Consider the following 17,137-nt stretch of genomic DNA (forward strand, 5'->3'; position numbering starts at 1 on the left):
TACGGCCCCGGGTCTCCGTACCGGCTCTCCCGTCTCACTGCCGCATCAGGTCGGAGACCTTCACGAAGCGGTAGCCGCGCCTGCGCAGTTCCGGGACGACCTGCCGTACCGCCTCCTCGGTGACCGGTGCGGCGCTGCGCGTGCAGTGCATCACCACCAGCGAGCCCGGCCGCACCCCGTCCAGCACCTGGGCGGCCACCGCGTCGGCGTCCGTGGCGAAGGCGTCACCGCTGACGACGTCCCACTGCACCGCCGTCACCTTCGCCGGTGCCAGGGCGCGCAGCGACGCGTCGTCGTAGCAGCCGCCCGGGAAACGGAAGTACGGCACCACATGGCGCGCCCCCGCCTCGCGGAAGGCGGCGAAGGCCCGTTCCACCTCGCCGCGCATCCCGGCCCTGTCCACCACCGGCAGGCCGTAGCAGGGCGTCGTGAAGGCGTAGTGGCTGTACGAGTGGTTGGCGATCTCGAACAGCGGATCCGTACCGATGGACCGCGCCTGCGCCGGGTACTCCTCCGCCCAGCGCCCGGTCATGAAGACGGTCGAGGGGACCTTCAGCCGGCGCAGCAGCGCGATCAGCCGGGGATTGTCGAAGTGCTCGCCCGCCGCCGCCCGCGCTCCCTGATCGGCCGTCATGTCGGCGTCGAAGGTGAGCGCCACCACCTTGCCGCCGGGCCCGCCGGCCGCAGCCCGGGTGAAGACCGGGGTGCGGCCGGCCGGCCCCGGTGCCATCGTCGGCGCCTTCCTCGCGGCCGGGGCGCTCTGCTGGGAGGGGGAGGGGGAGGGGGCGGTCGGGGGAGCGGTGGACGGGGCGCGCGACGGGACCGGCTCCGTGAGGGTGCCTACGGGGGATCCGCACCCGGCGAGCACCCCCAGGAGGGTCAGAGCGGACAAATATGAAACTTTCCGTGCAGATAGGTTCACTGACGGAAAGTAACCGATATGAAGATCAGTAAATGTTCACGGCGCTCCGGATGGTCCGTTCGGCCGACCCCGACCGCTCCGGGGATGGCGCGGGCCGCCCGCACCACCCCCGGAGCGGTTCAGTGGATCAGCGCCATGGGCCGGTCACGGCGAACGTCGTCCCCGGCGTATAGCAGTTGAGGAACATCGTGCCGCCGTCCGGTGAGAACGTGACCCCCGCGAACTCGCCCCACTCCGGCTCCTCGGGCGTCCCGATGTTCTGCCGGCCGCGCGCCATCGCGTACACCTCGCCGCGGCGCGTCACACCGAGCACATGCTGTGCGCCGCCGCCGTCCTCACACACCATCAGCCCTCCGTCGGCGGCCAGGCAGATGTTGTCCGGGGACTCGCCGGGCAGCTGGACATCGGTGTCGGGGCCGAAGACCACGACCAGCGTGAGCCGGCGCTTCCTCGGCTCGTAGCGCCACACCTGGCCGAAGTGGTCGGCGGCCGAGCCCTCCGAGCGGTGGGCGAAACTGGAGACGAAGTAGACGGACGAGCCGCCCCAGTAACAGCCCTCCAGCTTCTGGGCGTGGGTGATGCCCTTCGGCCCGAAGTCCTGGAGCCTGATCGGTGTCCCGGCTGCCAGCGGATCGGGTACGGGAACCCACTCGACCCGGTCGAAGCTCGCACCGGTCTCCTGGACGACGGAGAGGTCGGGCAGGCCCGGTACCCGCATCGCCTCCAGGGCGCCGCCGGCCCGCAGCGAACCGGTACCGCCGAGCGGCTTCTCCGGCAGGAAGCGGTAGAAGAGCCCGAACGGCTTCTCGAACGCGTCCTCCGTCTCGTACACGATCCCGTTCTTCGGATCGACCGCGACGGCCTCGTGCTGGAAGCGGCCCATCGCGGTCAGCGGGACGGCCCCGGTGCGGTGCGGATCGGCGCCGTCCACCTCGAAGATGAAGCCGTGGTCCTTGGTGTAGCCGTTGGTCCCGGCCTTGTCCTCGGTCTCCTCGCAGGTCAGCCAGGTGCGCCAGGGGGTGGGCCCGCCCGCGCAGTTCACCGCCGTACCGGCGATGGCGACGCGTTCACCGAGCACTCTGCCGCGGCCGTCCAGTTCGAGCGCCGTACAGCCGCCCTTGCCCATCGGGTCGTAGGTGAGCCCGTCCACGGTCGGGACGCCGATCTTCCCGGTGACCCGGTTCTCGTGGTTGCGGACGAGATGGACGCGGCCGTGCCGGCCAGCGAAGGCGGCCATCCCGTCGTGGTTGCTGGGTACCGGGCCTTCGCCGGAGCGCAGCGGTTCGCCCTCCCGGGACAGCACCCGGTAGCGGAATCCCTTCGGCAGGTCGAGCAGGCCGTCCGGGTCGGTGACCAGGGGGCCGTAGCCGCTGTGGCCACGGGCGGCGGCGGTGCCCGCGAAGAGTTCGGAGAAGGCCCCGGCGAAGGCGATCGAGGCGGCGGTCGCGCCGCTGCCGGCCAGGACCTGTCGTCGTGTGGCGAGTCGTCGTGGTGCTGAGGACATGAGGCAACTCCCTGTTGGCGGACAGGTGAAGTGACCCGCATGTGTGTACCACGGGTAATGCCGCACGGGAACCACGCGGACCACCGTGGCCTGTGGTGTCGCCGAGTACCGATGTGCCCGCAGGTGCGTGTGAGGTGCGTGGAGGTGCGGGTGATGCGTGGTTGGTGCGCAGGACCGCGTGGCCCCCCGGGACCGCGTGGCCGGTGCCGCAGGACCGAGTGGCCACGACGGACCGCGTGGCCGCAGAGCTGCCTGGCCGCCGGGCCCCGCGCGGCCCCTGGCAGGCCCCGCGCGGCCCCGGGAGCGGTGCCGCCGCCGGGGCAGGCCTCCCGGCCCCGGCGGCGGACACCGGCTGCCGGGCCCGGGAGGCCCCGGGGTCAGGCCAGGGAGGCCGTGAGGGTGATCGTCGTGCCCGTCAGCGCCTGGCTGACCGGGCAGTTCGCCTTGGCGTCCTCGGCCGCCTTCACGAAGCCCTCCTCGTCGAGACCGGGTACCTCGCCCTCGACGGTGAGGTGGATACCGGTGATACCGGTGCCGGGCTGGAAGGTGACCTCGGCCTTGGTGTTCAGCCGGGTCGGCGGGGTGCCGGCCTTGGCCAGACCGTTGGACAGCGCCATCGAGAAGCAGCTGGAGTGCGCGGCCGCGATCAGCTCCTCGGGGCTCGTCCTGCCGTTCGCCTTCTCCGCGCGTGAGGGCCAGGAGACCTCGTACTCGCCGATGCCGGAGGAGTCGAAGGTGACGACGCCCTTGCCCTCGATCAGGTTGCCTTCCCAGACCGTGTGCGCCTGACGCGTGGTAGCCATGCTGGATCCCTTCAAACGGTGTGCGCGGTTGTACGGGGTGTACGAGGCACGCCCTCGTGCCTCACGGTTGTTACGCCGTTACGCTCCCCGAACCTACTGCGCCACCAGCCCCTTCGCGTCACGTGCCAGCGCCGTCAGCCGGGAGATGGCTCGGAAGTACTTCTTCCGGTACCCGCCGTTCAGCATTTCTTCGCTGAACAGCCGGTCGAACGGCAGTCCGGAGGCGAGCACCGGAACCTCCCGGTCGTACAGCCGGTCCGCGAGCACCACCAGACGCAGCGCGGTCGACTGGTCGGGCACCGGCTGCACATCGGTGAGGCAGACCGCGGAGATCCCGTCGGTCAGTGCGCCGTACCGGCTCGGATGGACCCGCGCCAGATGGTCCAGGAGCCCGGGGAAGTCGTCGAGGGAGGCGCCCGGCGCGGCGTACGCGGCAGCGGTGACCTGCTCGTCGGTGTACGGCGGCGGGGCGTCGGGCAGCCCCCGGTGCCGGTAGTCCTCGCCGTCGATGCGCAGCGGGCGGAAGTGCGAGGACAGCCCCTGGATCTCGCGCAGGAAGTCGGCGGCGGCGAACCGGCCCTCGCCGAGCTTGCCCGGCAGCGTGTTGGAGGTCGCGGCCAGCGCGACCCCCGCCTCCACCAGCCTGCTGAGCAGCGAGGACACCAGCACCGTGTCGCCCGGGTCGTCCAGCTCGAACTCGTCGATGCACAGCAGCCGGTGCCCGCTGAGCGTTCGCACGGTCTGCTGGAAGCCCAGCGCGCCGACCAGGTTCGTCAGCTCCACGAACGTACCGAAGGCCTTGAGCGAGGGAGCCGCGGGCGTGGCGTGCCAGAGGGAGGCCAGCAGATGGGTCTTGCCGACGCCGTAGCCGCCGTCGAGGTACACCCCGCGTGGCCCGGTCGGCGCAACAGGCTTCTTGCTGAACCACTTGCGCTTCCCCGCGCCCGTGGCGTGCGCCCCGCCGAGCCCGGCGGCGAACTCGGCGAGCACCGTGACCGCCTCGGTCTGGCTCGGCTGGTTCGGGTCGGGTACGTACGTATCGAAGCGCACCGAGTCGAAGCGCGGCGGCGGCACCATCTCGGCGACCAGCCGGTCGGCGGGGACGTGCGGCTCGCGGGCGCACAGGGACAGCGGGGCCGTTTCAGCTATGGGGCTCTGCCCCGGAACGGCGGTGGAGGACGACACAACTCTCCACCTTAAGCGCCATGCCAGACTGCACGGTATGCGAAGCCTGTTCCCTGTGACGGACCTGACAACCAGCGAGAACGCCGGGACCGGCGCCCGGCCCGACGGCGAGTGGAGCCTGGACGAGCTGGCCGACGCCTACGCCTACCCCCGGGGGGACGTCCCCTGGCTGCGAGCCAACATGGTTTCCACGCTCGACGGTGCCGCCCAGCACGACGGCCGTTCGCAGGGCATCTCCTGCGCCTCCGACATGCGGATCTTCGGCACCCTGCGGGGTCTCGCCGACGTGGTGATCGCGGGTGCGGAGACCGTACGGCTGGAGGGCTACCGGCCCGCCCGCGCCCGGGAGGCCTTCGCGGCGCGCCGGGCAGCCGCCGGGCAGGGGCCCGCGCCCGCGATCGCCGTGGTGAGCGGAAGCCTGGACCTGGACTTCTCGCTGCCGCTCTTCACCGAGCCGCTGGTGCCGACCCTGGTGGTGACCGGTGCGGGGGCGCCGCCGGCCAGGATCGACGCGGCCCGCGGGGCGGGCGCCGAGGTGGTGATCGCGGGGGAGGGGACCCGGGTGGATCCCGCCAGGGCCGTACGCGAGCTCGCGGACCGCGGCCTGACCCGGCTGCTGACGGAGGGCGGGCCCCGGCTGCTCGGGCAGTTCGTGGCGGCCGGCGTGCTGGACGAACTGTGTCTGACGGTCTCCCCGATGCTGACCGCGGGGGATGCCCAGCGGATCGCGGGCGGCCCCTCGGTAGCGGTGCCGGAACGATTCGCCTTGGCGTCCGTGCTGGAGGAGGCCGGGTTCCTGTTCACTCGATACCGTCGGATCTGATACTTAACGGAATTTCCCGTTCCGGTTAGCTTCGGATGGGCACACTTAATCCAGCAGACCCCGTGCTGACGCGGGGAAGGATGGTTTCAGCAGCGGCCGACGACGGTCGATGAGATGGAGCGGAAGGGCGCCTGACGTGTTCACCAGCGTTTTGATGATCGAGAAGCCCCTCACCCCCGAGGACGTGGACTTCGTCACCACCCTGCACGGCGACGAGCAGATCTCGTTCGTGGTCCTGATGCAGCCGCGCGGCGACCAGGCCGATGTACTGCTGCGCGCGATCGACGACGTGGCCATGGGGGAGCTGAAGGACGCGGCCCGTGAGGGCGAGGAACCGGAAGGCAAGGACGCCCTGGAACCCGCCGAACTGGCGCTGGAATACTCGCTGCGGGCCCTGCGCGAGGCCGGATCCGAAGCGGTCGGACAGGTGATCGAGGACCACCCCCTGAACAAGCTGAAGTCCGTGGTGGAGGACGCGAGAGCGGACGAGGTCATCGTGCTGACCGCCCCGCACTACGTGGAGGAGTTCTTCCACCGGGACTGGGCCTCCCGGGCCCGTCACAAGGTCGGCGTACCGGTGCTCAAGCTCTTCGCGCACAGCGAATAGGCTGGGGGACCGTCACTCGGCCGGGTTCGCACCGAACCGGCGCCGACTCGTACCGACCCTGGGAGACACGCGCATGGCACCCGGTATTCCTGCCGCCATGGAACGGCCGCACTTCATCGGCATCGGCGGCGCCGGAATGTCGGGCATCGCGAAGATCCTGGCCCAGCGGGGAGCTGCGGTGGCGGGCAGCGACGCCAAGGAGTCACCCACCGCCGAGGCACTGCGCGCGCTGGGGGCGACCGTCCACATCGGGCACGCCGCCGCCCACCTGGCGGACGACGCGTCCTGCGTGGTCGTCTCCAGCGCCATCCGGGCCGACAACCCCGAGCTGGTCCGCGCGGCCGAGCTGGACATCCCGGTGGTGCACCGCTCCGACGCCCTGGCCGCCCTGATGACGGGCCTCAGGGCCATCGCGGTGGCGGGCACCCACGGCAAGACGACCGCCACGTCGATGCTCGCCGTCGCCCTGTCCGAGCTGTCCCTCGACCCCTCGTACGCCATCGGCGGCGACCTGGAGGGCCCCGGCACCAACGCCACCCACGGCAGCGGGAACATCTTCGTCGCCGAGGCGGACGAGAGCGACCGCAGCTTCCAGAAGTACGACCCCGAGGTCGCCATCGTCCTCAACGTCGAGCTGGACCACCACGCGAACTACGCCTCGATGGACGAGATCTACGAGTCCTTCGAGACCTTCGTCGGCAAGGTCGTCCCCGGCGGCACCCTGGTGATCGCCGCCGACCAGCCCGGCGCGGTCGAGCTCACCCGGCGGGTCCGCGACCTCTCCTCGCTCAACGTCGTCACCTACGGGGAGTCCGAGACCGCCGACGTACGCGTCCACAAGGTCACCCCGCGCGGGCTGACCAGCGAGGTCACGGTCGTCCTGAACGGGAAGTTCCTCACGTTCACCGTCTCCGTACCCGGCCGCCACTACGCCCACAACGCCGTCGCCGCGCTGGCCGCCGGAGTCGCACTGGGCATCCCCGCCCACAACCTCGCGTCCGCGCTCGGCAAGTACACCGGGGTCAAGCGCCGCCTCCAGCTCAAGGGCGAGGCCGCGGGCGTCCAGGTCATCGACAGCTACGCGCACCACCCCACCGAGATGACCGCCGACCTGGAAGCCATGCGGGGCGCCGCGTCGGACGCCCGCCTCCTGGTCGTCTTCCAGCCCCACCTCTTCTCCCGCACCCAGGAGCTGGGCACGGAGATGGGCCAGGCGCTGGCGCTGGCCGACGCCTCCGTGGTCCTGGACATCTACCCGGCCCGCGAGGACCCGATCCCCGGCATCACCAGCACCCTGATCATCGACGCCGCCAGGGCAGCGGGCGCCGACGTCGCCGCCGCCCATGACAAGGCCACGGTCCCCGAGGTCATCGCGGGAATGGCCAAGCCCGGCGATCTCGTTCTCACCATGGGGGCGGGCGATGTCACGGACCTCGGCCCGCGGATTCTGGACCACCTGTCGAGCTGAGGAGACAGACGTGCCGTACGACGTCGAGAAGCCGGACGAGCAATGGCGGGCGGAACTCTCGCCCTCCGAGTACGCGGTGCTGCGCCAGGCCGGCACCGAGCCCGCCTTCGTGGGTGAGTACACCGACACCAAGACGGCGGGCGTCTACTCCTGCCGGGCCTGCGGAGCGGAGCTGTTCCGCTCCGACACCAAATTCGAGTCGCACTGCGGCTGGCCGTCCTTCTACGACCCGAAGGACACGGACGCGGTCGAGCTGATCCAGGACCGCAGCCACGGCATGGTCCGCACCGAGGTGCGCTGCGCCCGCTGCGGCTCCCACCTCGGACACGTCTTCGAGGGCGAGGGCTACCCCACTCCCACGGACCAGCGCTACTGCATCAACTCGATCTCGCTCACCCTGGCGCCGGACGAGAGCTGACGCCTTCGGGCAGCCGGAACCGCCGAGGCGGGGTCACTCCTCCTCGGCGGTCTCCGCCGTCTCGGAACGCAGCAGCGGGTGGATGACGCCGGGGAACACCCGCGCCCGGACGACCTCCTGCGCCGACCCGCCCTGCACCACCGTCTCGGCCACGCCCCACGGGCGGCCCGCCAGGTGCACGGTCAGGGTGTACGAGGACGAGCAGCCGGTGCACTCGTAGCGGTCCGCCCAGGCCTCCACGTCCGTGACACTGCCCGGATACCGCTTCACATGCAGATGCCACGCATGGCAGTGGCCGCACTTCTCGCCCGGCTCACAGGTCCCCCCGCACGGACACGGCACGTCCAGGGACTCCGCCGGACGCCAGCGCTGCACGAGCACCGCTTCACGGGTGGCGCCCATGTCCTTCATGGCCTTGAGATTGCGGGCGGCGACGTTGTACGACTCGCCGGTGGCGGCCATCCGGTCCCGGATCACGTCCTTGCGTCCGCGGTTGGTCGTCATGCTGCTCCTCCTGGGGTTCACGCAGCCCGCCAGGAGGCCCACGAGATCGGTACTCCTAAAGGTACCCGCACCAGCAGCGGGGCCTGTCCGGGAGTGAGGCCCCGTCCCTCCGGGACGGGGCCTCAGGGGTGCCCACGTCCGGGCAGTGAGCCCCGGCGCGCGCATCTGGCGGCGGATCCCTCCGCCGTCACACGGTCACCGCCCACAGTGTGCCGCCGCCGTCGAGGAACACGACCGAGTTGCCGCTCGCGACGGGATCGCTCAGGGAGGTGCTGTCGAACCGGCCTGTCCAGAGCGTGCGACCGCGCTCCACTCCGACGATTCGCGCACTGGTCCAGTGCTGGAACAGCAGCGCCCGCTCGGTCCCGGAGAGCAGGGCGTATCTTGCGGTGGTCCGCGCTCCCGGCGCTTCGGCGTGCCAGCGTTCCGCGCCGTCGGCGGCGGCCAGGCACACCGGTCCCGACTTCGTTCGCAGGACGAACCCGCCCGCCACACTCGTCGTCGCGTGGGCCTTCATGCCAACCTCTTGGTACGTACTGCCGTAGGTCCAGATCCGCTCGCCGGTGAGTCCGTTCAGCGCGGTCGGCTTCCGCCGGGTTCCCGCGGCCAGCGGAAGGAGGACCGTGGTGCCCGACACCAGCTCGCCGAGCGGCTGGAAGGTGTCGGTGGTGAGGGTATCCGGCAGGGTCTGCCGGAAGGGGCTCCGCCACATCACCTCGCCCGTGGCAGCCCTGCGGCAGACGAGGTCGACAGCGGCGGTACCGCCGCCCTCGTAGAAGAGCAGGCCCTCACCCACGGGCCGCGCCAGGCCGCCGTTCGGCTGGAGGCCGGGGCGCGTCCACATCTTCCCGCCCGTCCTGCCGAGAACCGCGGTTCCGTTGCCGCAGAGGATCAGGTCGCCTGCCAGGACCCACGTGGCGTCGTACGGGGAGGACACGTCGATCCCCCATTGCTGGTGGCCGGTGCGGGGATCGATTCCGGTCACCAGACCGTCCTCTCCGGTGATCAGCAAGCCGCTGGGGCGGTGCACATCCAGCCCCATGGCGCTGTGGGAGACCGACTTCCGCCACCGGCGATCGCCGGTGACGGCGTCGAAGGCGTGCACCTGTCCGCCTTTGTTGCCGGGGTCCTGGGTCAGGGCGAGCAGCGTGCCGCCGACGACCGTGAAACGTGTTTCCCTGGCCCAGGCCGCGTTGAGGGACACCTTCCACAGACGCTTACCGGTGGCCAGGTCGAACGTGTGGAGCGCGGCCGTCTCCTTGTAGTAGTGGCCGGTGGCCACGTGGCACCGGCCCTCGGCCAGGACGATGTCCGGGCCGTCGGAATTGATCAGGTCGACGTCCGCGATCTTCTGCGACCAGGCGACCGGGTCCCGCTCGGGTTCGCCGGTCAGGTACATGGCCGCTGCCGCTCCGGTGACCGTGACCGCGGCGAGGCCCGCACCGCTCATGAGCAGGCCGCGCCGGCTCATGCCCCTTCCGCCGGACGGTCCGGCCGGCGCCTGAGCCGTGGGTGCCGCAGCGAAACTGTCGGACACGGAGGCAGCCGAAGGCGGTGGGATCGCCCCGTGCGCCCCTCGGTCGGCAACGGTGGGGGTGTAGTGACGGCCCGCGGGCTGGACCGGCCGCGTACCACCGAGGCGCCGCAGCTCGTCGGCAAGAACGGCGGCCGATTCGTATCGCTCACCCGGGTCCTTGGCCAGCAGCCGGCCGACCAGGCGGTCCCACGCAGCGGGGACACCGGGCACGACGCTGCTCGGCGCCGGTGGCGGATCGTGCAGGTGCGCCGTGACATACCCGAGGGTGTCCGGAGCGTCGAACGGCAGCCGGCCGGTGAGCAGTTCGAACAGCACACATCCGAGGGAGTACAGGTCGCTGCGCTGCTCGGGGCGCCCGCGCGCCTGCTCCGGCGCCATGTACGCGGCCGTGCCCACCATGAACCCCGTGTCGGTCAGCCGGTCACCGGTGGCCGAGGCGTCGGCGGCGCGGGCGATCCCGAAGTCGAGCACCTTCAGGTTGCCCGAGGCGGCGACGAAGAGATTCGCGGGCTTGATGTCGCGGTGGAGGATGCCGGCGGCATGCGCCTCACCCAGGGCGTCGCACACCTGCGCCCCCCAACGCGCCACATCCTCCTCGCCGGCAGGTCCGCGCCGGACGACGGCGTCCAGGCCCTCGCCGCGGAGCAGTTCCATCACGAGGAACGGCGTCGTGCCCTGGCCGGTCGCCGCCTCGCCGAGGTCGTGGACGGTCACGATATGGGGATGCTGAAGCGCGGCGGTGATCCGCGCCTCCCGCAGAAACCGGGCGCGCGCCTCGTCGGCCCGACTGCCGCCGCCCGCGAGGACCGAGATCACCTTGACAGCGACCGGCCGCCGCAGACTGGCGTCCTGCGCCTCCCACACCTCCCCCATCCCGCCGCGCCCCAGCGGGCGCACCAGACGGTAGCGGTCGGCAAGTATCAGATCCCGGTCGTCCACAGCCCCAAATCCCCCGGCGGTAAGCGGTTTTCACTCGGCAGCGTCGATCGTAGACCCGGTCGGCACGCCCCTGAGCCCGCCGAGTTCCGGCGAGAACGAGAACCCCACCGGGCGGGCACGCGCGAGACGCATGCCCGGAACCCCCGACTACGCTGCGGGGTTCACCGGGTTCACCGGGTTCACCGGGCTCGCACCGGGGGTTCGGCCCAAGGGCCGGGTCAGGTGCACTTGAGTTCTTTCTGGGCGAATGCCGTGAACTTCTTCAGGAGCTTCGGAAGCGTTCCGCGCTCTTCCTTGTCGCGGGATGCGCGTACGTCGATGCGCAGTTCCAGGAACTTCCCGGCGGAAGGGCCTGAATTAGCAGTGGGTTTGCATGCGAAGTAGGTAGCTGCGCCATTGTCCCAGACAATGCCCTTCTTCCCGACGCCGATGGGGTCGGGTTTCGCTGAATCCCATGAACTCCACTCGATGAGCGTCTCATCCTCGTGGAGTTCTGCGTAGGCGCTGAAACCCTGGTTGCCGTCGACGTACAAATTGCAGCTCACCTGGCGTGCGCGATCGGCGAAGTAGAAGATGTCGGATGTCTGGGTGGCCGTCTCTCCAGTGGGAAGGAGCGGTGACAATTCTTGAGGAGTCAGAAATCCCCAGCAGAACTCTTTCGGGAGTTGGGGGGCGGGCTCAGTCTCAACTTCGGAGCATCCTGCTGTCCCCGTAGCCAGGATCACGGAAGCAGCGGCAGTTGACGCGGTCTTTATGAACTCACGCATGGACGGTATGTCTTTTCCGATAGGTTCGAGGCCATCAGGTCGCGGTCGATAGGAAGCAGGAGAGGACGGCGCCCCTGCCGTCCCTTCTTTGGAGGCGGCATCACTGGCATCCAAGCTTTGGTCCCGCGAACGCCACCAGGGTGCGCAGCAGTTCTGGCAGGATGCGGCGAATCTCCTTCTCCGGATTTTCCGTACTGAATGTGGTGAGGCGAAACTCGATGAACGAGCCGCGCCCGGAAGCGTCCTTGGGGGGTTCGCAGACGAAGTACGTAGCAGCTCCGTTGGGCCAGATGAGGCCCTTCTTTCCCACGTCGATCGTGTCGGGATTTTTCCCGGCGATGGAATCCCACTTGACCCACTTCTCATAGCTTCTATTCCAGGCCAGCACCTGGAATGAAGGCAGGCCATCGATACTGATGGTGCACAGTGTTGAGGAACCTGGGGGCATGGGCTTCGGGAGAGCAGTCGGTTTCGTCAGCTCCAGGGCTTTCTTTCCGGTAGGGAGGAGGGGCGCTACGTCCTGTGAGCCGAGGGCGCCCCAGCAGATATTCTTGGGTAGTTCCGGAACGGAACTCTTCTCGCCAGAGGAGCAGCTGGTCAGGGCTGTTGCCGCGATGACGGTGGTCGTGGCTGCTGCGGCGATACTTTTGATTCTGAGCACTATTAATCCCCTAGGTCCGAGAGCGTTTCATTTCTTTCGTGAACGCCGAGAATTTTTCCAGAAGTTTCAGCAGACTGCCGCGCTTGATTTCTTCGCGGGACATTCTTAGGCAGGCGGCATGATCCTTATGGATGGTGAATGGACCGCACGTTCCTAAGGGTGGGTCGAGGCCGCCAGATCGCGTCCGACGGTGTGGGCGCTCGCGGTCTCGGTGGAGGCGGAACCCTTGTACTCGTTGTACTGCTCGGGTGTCAGGCCCGCTGCCTTCGCGCCTGTGACAACAGCGTTTGCTGCTGCCGCCTTGGCCGACCTTTCACCTGTTGCGTATTCGGCGCCTGATTCGAGGCCGGCCTCGTCCAATGAATCCAGCTCTGCGCTCTCCACCACGGAGTCGGCGATGTCTTCCTGGATCCAGGTCAGCACGTCGCCACCCACAGGAACCATCTCGATATACTTGCCCCCCACGAGGTCAATGACGCGATTTGTCCACTTGGCGTTGTCTTCGACACCCTTGCTGTACTCAGACTGCTCGTGCGTCTTCAGCTCGTGAATCGCGTGTGTCCTCGCCTCGGTCATCATTCCCGCGATCTCTCCACCTGGATGGACCGCATTCCTCACCGCTTCCCCCATGTCGGCATGCTTCTCGGGATGCTGGAACGCGTCGCTCACCAGTGCCGTCGTGTACGCCTGCTGGGCGTGTGAGATCGCGCCGTACGCCTGGGGGTCCTGGCCGACCGATCCGAGGAAGCGGGCCATCAGGGCCTTGTCGAATTCGGCCGGGACTCCGAACGGCTTGATCTGGCCCGCCGCGTTCTCGGCGGTGGCCTGGAGGTCCGGCATGTATTCGGCGGCCATGGCGCCGAATCGCGGGGCGAGGGCGCTCAGGGGGCCGGGTGGGTCGCCGGCCTTGGCCGAGACCAGTTCAGGGTTGGTGCCGATCTTCTCGACGACCTTTTCCATCACCTGGCTCATGTCCTTGGTGTGCCGCACCGGCGGTGCGTCGTCGTCGCCGGGTACGCGGCCCGTGACGGCTGCTTCCAGGGCACTGCCGATGGCGGTCTGACCGGGGGTGCTCTCGCCGCCGACCGCGGTGTCGTACCAGTCCGCCGTCGGCTTCTTGTCGAGCATGTAGTCGACCACGCTCTGCGCCTTCTTGCCCTCGGTCTCCTTGTCCGCGAGGGTGACGATGCCGTCCTTGTCGGTGTCGTCGCGCATGTTCTCGTTGAAGAGTTCCGACGAGGCCCCGGGGTTGTTGCTGAGGGCTTCCATCAGGCCGGTGATCGGATTGAAGCCCCTGCCGCCCTCGCTGCCGAGGTTGAGGGACATCTTCTGGTCGTAGGGCAGACTCCCGGACCAGATCTGCGGGTTCTTCTTGTCCATGGCGATCATGTCGCGGCCGACCGAGGTCAGGAACTGCTTGTCGTACGTGCCCTCCCGCAGCAGCGATCCCAGGGCCTGGTAGCCGTACACCTTGGCGTTGCCCGCGAAGCTCGAAACGTCGATCTCCTTGCGGCCCGCCTTCATGAGCTGGGTGGTCCAGGTGGCATCCAGATGGTTCGGGACCGATGGTGTGGTGGCGAGGCCGAGCATCGATCCCATGTCGCTCTGGATGTTGCGCACCATCGCTGCCCGGTCCTGGCCGGCGGGGCCGAGGGACGTGGAGTCCAGCGACATCCGTGTGTACGCCTCAAGGGTCCCTTCCGCGCCCAGCTTCCGGTAGAAGCCGGTGGCGAACTCCGGGTCGTCGCGGTTGTCGTCGATGACCTCTTCGAGCTTCCGCAGCGCCTCGACGTTGCGGGCGGTGCCGCCTTCCCCTGTCGCCTGCTTCAGCAGCGCGGCGGCGCGGTCGACCTGCTCCGCGTCCAGGCTGGTGTACTTCGGCGAGCTGAAGTTGTGTTCGTCCTTCACGTTGGCCTCAAGGGCCAGCTTCAGGGACTCGTCCGCGTCGGAGCAGTCCTCGACGATGTGGTCGATCTTCTTCTGCAGGCTCGTGACAGCGGTCTTCTGCCTGCGCAGGGCCTCCGGATAGTCCGGATCGTGGCGCGCCGCCGTGTCGGTCTCCAGGTCGTACCGGGGCGACACCTTGCCCGTCGCGCTCACGACGACACCTGTGGCGGGAGCCTCGTCGTCCCTGAGCCGGATCAGCTCGTCCTTGGCGAACTTGAACGATGTGTGTGCGTCCGCAAGGAGCGACCTGATGCCCCGTGCCTGGGCCGCCGCGTCCTCGAACTCCGTGGCGGTCTTGGTGATGAAGGACTTGGTGACGCCCGCGTTGACGCCCTCCCACTCCGCCTTGTCCGCCTTGGCCTTCATTCCGGTTCGGGCGTCTTCGGCGAGCTTTTCCAGCTTGGAAAGCATTTCCGCCCAGTCATCGACAGCCGCCTTGAGCTTTTCGACCGGCGCGTTGACGACGTCGTCGTATTGCAGCACGTATCCCCCCGGCGGCCTGCTTGATGGTCAATGGGTGCGTGGCCGCCACGCGTCACACTAGCGACGCGCGGTACCTGGGATACGCAATTGCAATGTCACAGCCACTGTCCCGGCGATTCCGGCTGGAATCAGCCCCTGCGGACGCGTCCCGCGATGCGACGGCCGAGCCGTCCGAGGGTGCTGGACCGGTTCCAGTCGCGGAACGCGTCCGCCCGGCCGCTGCTGCCCGCGCGTCCGACGGCCGCCTCGATCTCCGATACTCCGGCCGTGGACAGCGCACGAACCGCGGGGCGCAGCACCTCGTCCAGGAGGGCCTTCGCGGTCGTGGTCCAGGAGCGGCCCGCGTGCGGGTGGGAGGTCCAGACGTTGAAGCAGTCGGCCGCGTACGCGGGGTCGGCCCTCAGCCGCGCTCCGACGGTTGCCCCTCGGGCGGCCCGGTCGTAGGCGGCGATGAGGTCGCCGTCGTTGCTGTGGACGAAGGCGTACAGCTCCGCCTCGGGCCGGTCCGAGGCCAGGAGACGGTGTACCAGGGCCCCGAACGCGTTCTCCCGGACCGCGGGTTCCACCGGTTCCGCGAGCGCGCAGAGCGAACGCGCCCGCTCGGCCCAGCCGGGATCGGCGGTGCCGGAGCGCACCTCGCGCCCGAAGTCCAGGAGAAGCAGCGCACCGCGCACCCGGCCCTGGATCTCCTGGGGGAAGGCGCGCAACAGGTCATGGGCGAACGCGGCGGCGTCCTCCTCGTCGGCGGGCGCCCCCAGCACCGCGTCGACCAGGCACGACCACGTACCGGCCGCGCGGTGGGAGTCCGAGGTGGCCGCGTCCAGCAACAGCCGGGCCTCACCGATCGTCGGCGCCCGGTCCCCCCACACCAGCCCCGCGGCGGTCCGCAGCACCAACGGCTCGGCGAACGGCGACATACCGGCCGCCCGCAGCACCCGGTGCCACACGGCCGCCCGGTCCCCGCCGAGGGTCGCTCGGGCCCCGCCCGCCTCGGCGCACATCCGCAGGTGCGGCAACGCCTGCGAACCCGTGAACGGCAGCGCCACCCGCTCCAGCAGCCGTTCCACCGCCCCCGGGTCGTCCGGCGCGATCCGGTCCAGGGCGCCGAGCAACGCCGTACGGACGTCGAACTGCTCGTCCAGCAGCTCCAGCAGGGTGGGCGCGAACTCCTGGGACCGCTCATCGGCCAGCAACGCGGGAGCCAGCCTGCGTACGACGGTGGGCAGCAGCTCCGCACAGTCCACGTCGAGCAGCCGCGCGACCCGCAGCAACTGCACGGTCCGGGTCACATCGCCGTCGGCACCCGTACCGGCAGCGGACAGTTCGGCCAGGATCTCCGGACCGAGCGCGGTGGCGATGGCCTCACCCTCCGGCCCGGAGAAGGCGGCCCGGCGGGGAAGCTCCAGCGAGCCGTTGCCGCCGCGCACCGCCTCGGTGACCAGCATCGCGGCCAGGGGAGCGGTCGTGGTGACCGGGGCACGGCCGTCGAGTGCGCCGAACAGCCGTCCCGCCGCGTCGAATTCGGGCCCGGTACGGTCATCGATCCCGGGCGAGGTCAGGGCGTCCACGAGCTGCCGCGTCCGTTTGGCGTCCAGCGCGTAGGGCCTCTCGGCGGCCCAGTCGGCGGCGGCAGCCCGCTCGTTCGAGCCGAGCGCTATGCCCGCGCACAGAGCGATCACGGCGGGCGGACCGGCGGCGAAGGGCTCCCCGGGCAGCTCGCTCGCCTCCCGGAACAGCTCAGGCGCCCGGCTCCGCCAGATCCGGGCGGCGGTCTCCGCCCAGGCATCGTCCGTGACCACCGGCGGGCGCGACCCGAAGCACGTGTGGACCCGCAATCCGCCGGCCTCCAACCCCCGTGCGTCCTCCGGCAGTACGCCCATGACGTGATGCGGGGAGGCACTCGGACGCCTGGTGTACGTGGTGTACGTCAGCCGCTCGGCGCTCTCACCCGGCAGTACGGCCCCGGCCAGCGCGACCCACCGCGCGACATCGGCACTCTGCCGCTCCACGAGGACGACCGGCGGCGATCCCGGGCCCTCCTCGCTCACCCGGCGCAGATCGGCGAAGACGGCGGCCAGCCAGGGACTGCGGGAGACGGCGAAGTCGTCCAGCCCCTCGCGCACCGGGCCGGGGCCGGGCGGCAGAGCACTGAGCGGGTCGGGTATCGCGCCGCCGGGCGTCACGGACACCCAGCGCGGGGACCGCCACGCCTCGATGGGCAGCCGGTCACCTGGCAACCGCGCCCCGGCGGGCAGATGCACCGCGTGCGCGTGGAACCGCACGGGAACGGAGCCCGTACCCCGTACCGCCACCGTCCGGCAGACCAGCCGGCCTCCGTCGGACAGCGGGGTGCAGCTGAAGGCCTGGGGCAGCGAGCGAAGTTCGTCATCGGTCGGCAGGTAGGGCGCCTCGCCCGGAAGCTCGTACCCGAGGTACGGCTCGATCTCCGTGAGCAGCGCCGCCGGAATGCCGGACCCCACGGAGGTGAACCGGCCGCTCGCCCCCTCGTCCCCCGGCGCGGCGGAGGTGTAGTGCAACTGTTCAAGGCTCATCTGTCGGCCCTCATCGT

The 17,137-nt window shown here is 69.9% G+C and carries 14 protein-coding genes; 4 read left to right on the forward strand and 10 right to left on the reverse strand.

Annotated features, from left to right (window positions below; all coding sequences use genetic code 11):
- Positions 1-34: 34 nt before the first annotated feature.
- The 4 genes from ABT170_RS10645 to zapE all read right to left on the reverse strand — a co-directional run bounded on the left by ABT170_RS10645 (position 35) and on the right by zapE (position 4,414).
- The gene (locus tag ABT170_RS10645; protein ID WP_351865837.1) at positions 35-892 is read right to left on the reverse strand and encodes a polysaccharide deacetylase family protein; all 858 of its coding nucleotides are present in this window, start codon (positions 890-892) and stop codon (positions 35-37) included.
- Positions 893-1,049: 157 nt separating this feature from the next.
- Positions 1,050-2,426: an alkaline phosphatase PhoX gene (locus tag ABT170_RS10650; RefSeq protein WP_329942547.1), complete on the reverse strand. Its 1,377-nt coding sequence runs from the start codon at positions 2,424-2,426 to the stop codon at positions 1,050-1,052.
- A gap of 377 nt (positions 2,427-2,803) precedes the next feature.
- Positions 2,804-3,229, reverse strand: a complete 426-nt coding sequence (locus tag ABT170_RS10655; protein WP_351865840.1) for an OsmC family protein — start codon at positions 3,227-3,229, stop codon at positions 2,804-2,806.
- A 93-nt stretch (positions 3,230-3,322) separates the two neighbouring features.
- Positions 3,323-4,414 (reverse strand): cell division protein ZapE, encoded by a 1,092-nt coding sequence (gene zapE, locus ABT170_RS10660; protein WP_329942549.1) that lies wholly within the window; start codon positions 4,412-4,414, stop codon positions 3,323-3,325.
- 37 nt (positions 4,415-4,451) lie between these two features.
- On the opposite strand from zapE, the gene ABT170_RS10665 reads away from it, so the two are divergent.
- The 4 genes from ABT170_RS10665 (at position 4,452) to msrB (ending at position 7,730) form a co-directional block, all read left to right on the forward strand.
- Positions 4,452-5,237: a pyrimidine reductase family protein gene (locus tag ABT170_RS10665; RefSeq protein ID WP_351865844.1), complete on the forward strand. Its 786-nt coding sequence runs from the start codon at positions 4,452-4,454 to the stop codon at positions 5,235-5,237.
- A gap of 154 nt (positions 5,238-5,391) precedes the next feature.
- Positions 5,392-5,844, forward strand: a complete 453-nt coding sequence (locus ABT170_RS10670; protein ID WP_351866245.1) for an indole-3-glycerol phosphate synthase — start codon at positions 5,392-5,394, stop codon at positions 5,842-5,844.
- Between the two features lie 73 nt (positions 5,845-5,917).
- Entirely contained in the window at positions 5,918-7,312 is a 1,395-nt protein-coding gene (gene murC / locus ABT170_RS10675) for a UDP-N-acetylmuramate--L-alanine ligase (protein WP_329942552.1), read from the forward strand.
- A 10-nt stretch (positions 7,313-7,322) separates the two neighbouring features.
- Positions 7,323-7,730: a peptide-methionine (R)-S-oxide reductase MsrB gene (msrB, locus tag ABT170_RS10680; protein WP_329942553.1), complete on the forward strand. Its 408-nt coding sequence runs from the start codon at positions 7,323-7,325 to the stop codon at positions 7,728-7,730.
- 33 nt (positions 7,731-7,763) lie between these two features.
- On the opposite strand, the gene ABT170_RS10685 is transcribed toward msrB, so the two are convergent.
- The 6 genes from ABT170_RS10685 to ABT170_RS10710 all read right to left on the reverse strand — a co-directional run bounded on the left by ABT170_RS10685 (position 7,764) and on the right by ABT170_RS10710 (position 17,120).
- Positions 7,764-8,234 carry a hypothetical protein gene (locus ABT170_RS10685; RefSeq protein WP_329942554.1) on the reverse strand — a complete coding sequence of 157 codons (471 nt, stop codon included), beginning with the start codon at positions 8,232-8,234 and terminating at the stop codon, positions 7,764-7,766.
- 187 nt (positions 8,235-8,421) lie between these two features.
- Positions 8,422-10,710, reverse strand: coding sequence for a serine/threonine-protein kinase (locus ABT170_RS10690; RefSeq protein WP_351865850.1), 2,289 nt, complete (start codon positions 10,708-10,710; stop codon positions 8,422-8,424).
- Positions 10,711-10,928: 218 nt separating this feature from the next.
- Positions 10,929-11,477, reverse strand: coding sequence for a hypothetical protein (locus ABT170_RS10695; protein WP_351865853.1), 549 nt, complete (start codon positions 11,475-11,477; stop codon positions 10,929-10,931).
- Positions 11,478-11,577: 100 nt separating this feature from the next.
- Positions 11,578-12,138 carry a hypothetical protein gene (locus tag ABT170_RS10700; protein WP_351865855.1) on the reverse strand — a complete coding sequence of 187 codons (561 nt, stop codon included), beginning with the start codon at positions 12,136-12,138 and terminating at the stop codon, positions 11,578-11,580.
- 153 nt (positions 12,139-12,291) lie between these two features.
- Positions 12,292-14,568, reverse strand: a complete 2,277-nt coding sequence (locus ABT170_RS10705; RefSeq protein ID WP_351865858.1) for a hypothetical protein — start codon at positions 14,566-14,568, stop codon at positions 12,292-12,294.
- Between the two features lie 128 nt (positions 14,569-14,696).
- Entirely contained in the window at positions 14,697-17,120 is a 2,424-nt protein-coding gene (locus ABT170_RS10710; protein WP_351865860.1) for a GTPase-associated protein 1-related protein, read from the reverse strand.
- Positions 17,121-17,137 lie beyond the last annotated feature (17 nt).

Source organism: Streptomyces sp. NPDC001787, assembly GCF_040297465.1.
In the GTDB taxonomy this organism is placed as follows: Bacteria; Actinomycetota; Actinomycetes; order Streptomycetales; family Streptomycetaceae; genus Streptomyces.

Coding starts and splice junctions, on each gene's coding strand:
- ABT170_RS10685 (WP_329942554.1), bottom strand. CDS start 8,234: ATGACGACCAACCGCGGACGCAAGGACGTGATCCGGGACCGGATGGCC.
- ABT170_RS10695 (WP_351865853.1), bottom strand. CDS start 11,477: ATGCGTGAGTTCATAAAGACCGCGTCAACTGCCGCTGCTTCCGTGATC.
- ABT170_RS10670 (WP_351866245.1), top strand. CDS start 5,392: ATGATCGAGAAGCCCCTCACCCCCGAGGACGTGGACTTCGTCACCACC.
- ABT170_RS10650 (WP_329942547.1), bottom strand. CDS start 2,426: ATGTCCTCAGCACCACGACGACTCGCCACACGACGACAGGTCCTGGCC.
- ABT170_RS10655 (WP_351865840.1), bottom strand. CDS start 3,229: ATGGCTACCACGCGTCAGGCGCACACGGTCTGGGAAGGCAACCTGATC.
- ABT170_RS10710 (WP_351865860.1), bottom strand. CDS start 17,120: ATGAGCCTTGAACAGTTGCACTACACCTCCGCCGCGCCGGGGGACGAG.
- murC (WP_329942552.1), top strand. CDS start 5,918: ATGGCACCCGGTATTCCTGCCGCCATGGAACGGCCGCACTTCATCGGC.
- ABT170_RS10665 (WP_351865844.1), top strand. CDS start 4,452: ATGCGAAGCCTGTTCCCTGTGACGGACCTGACAACCAGCGAGAACGCC.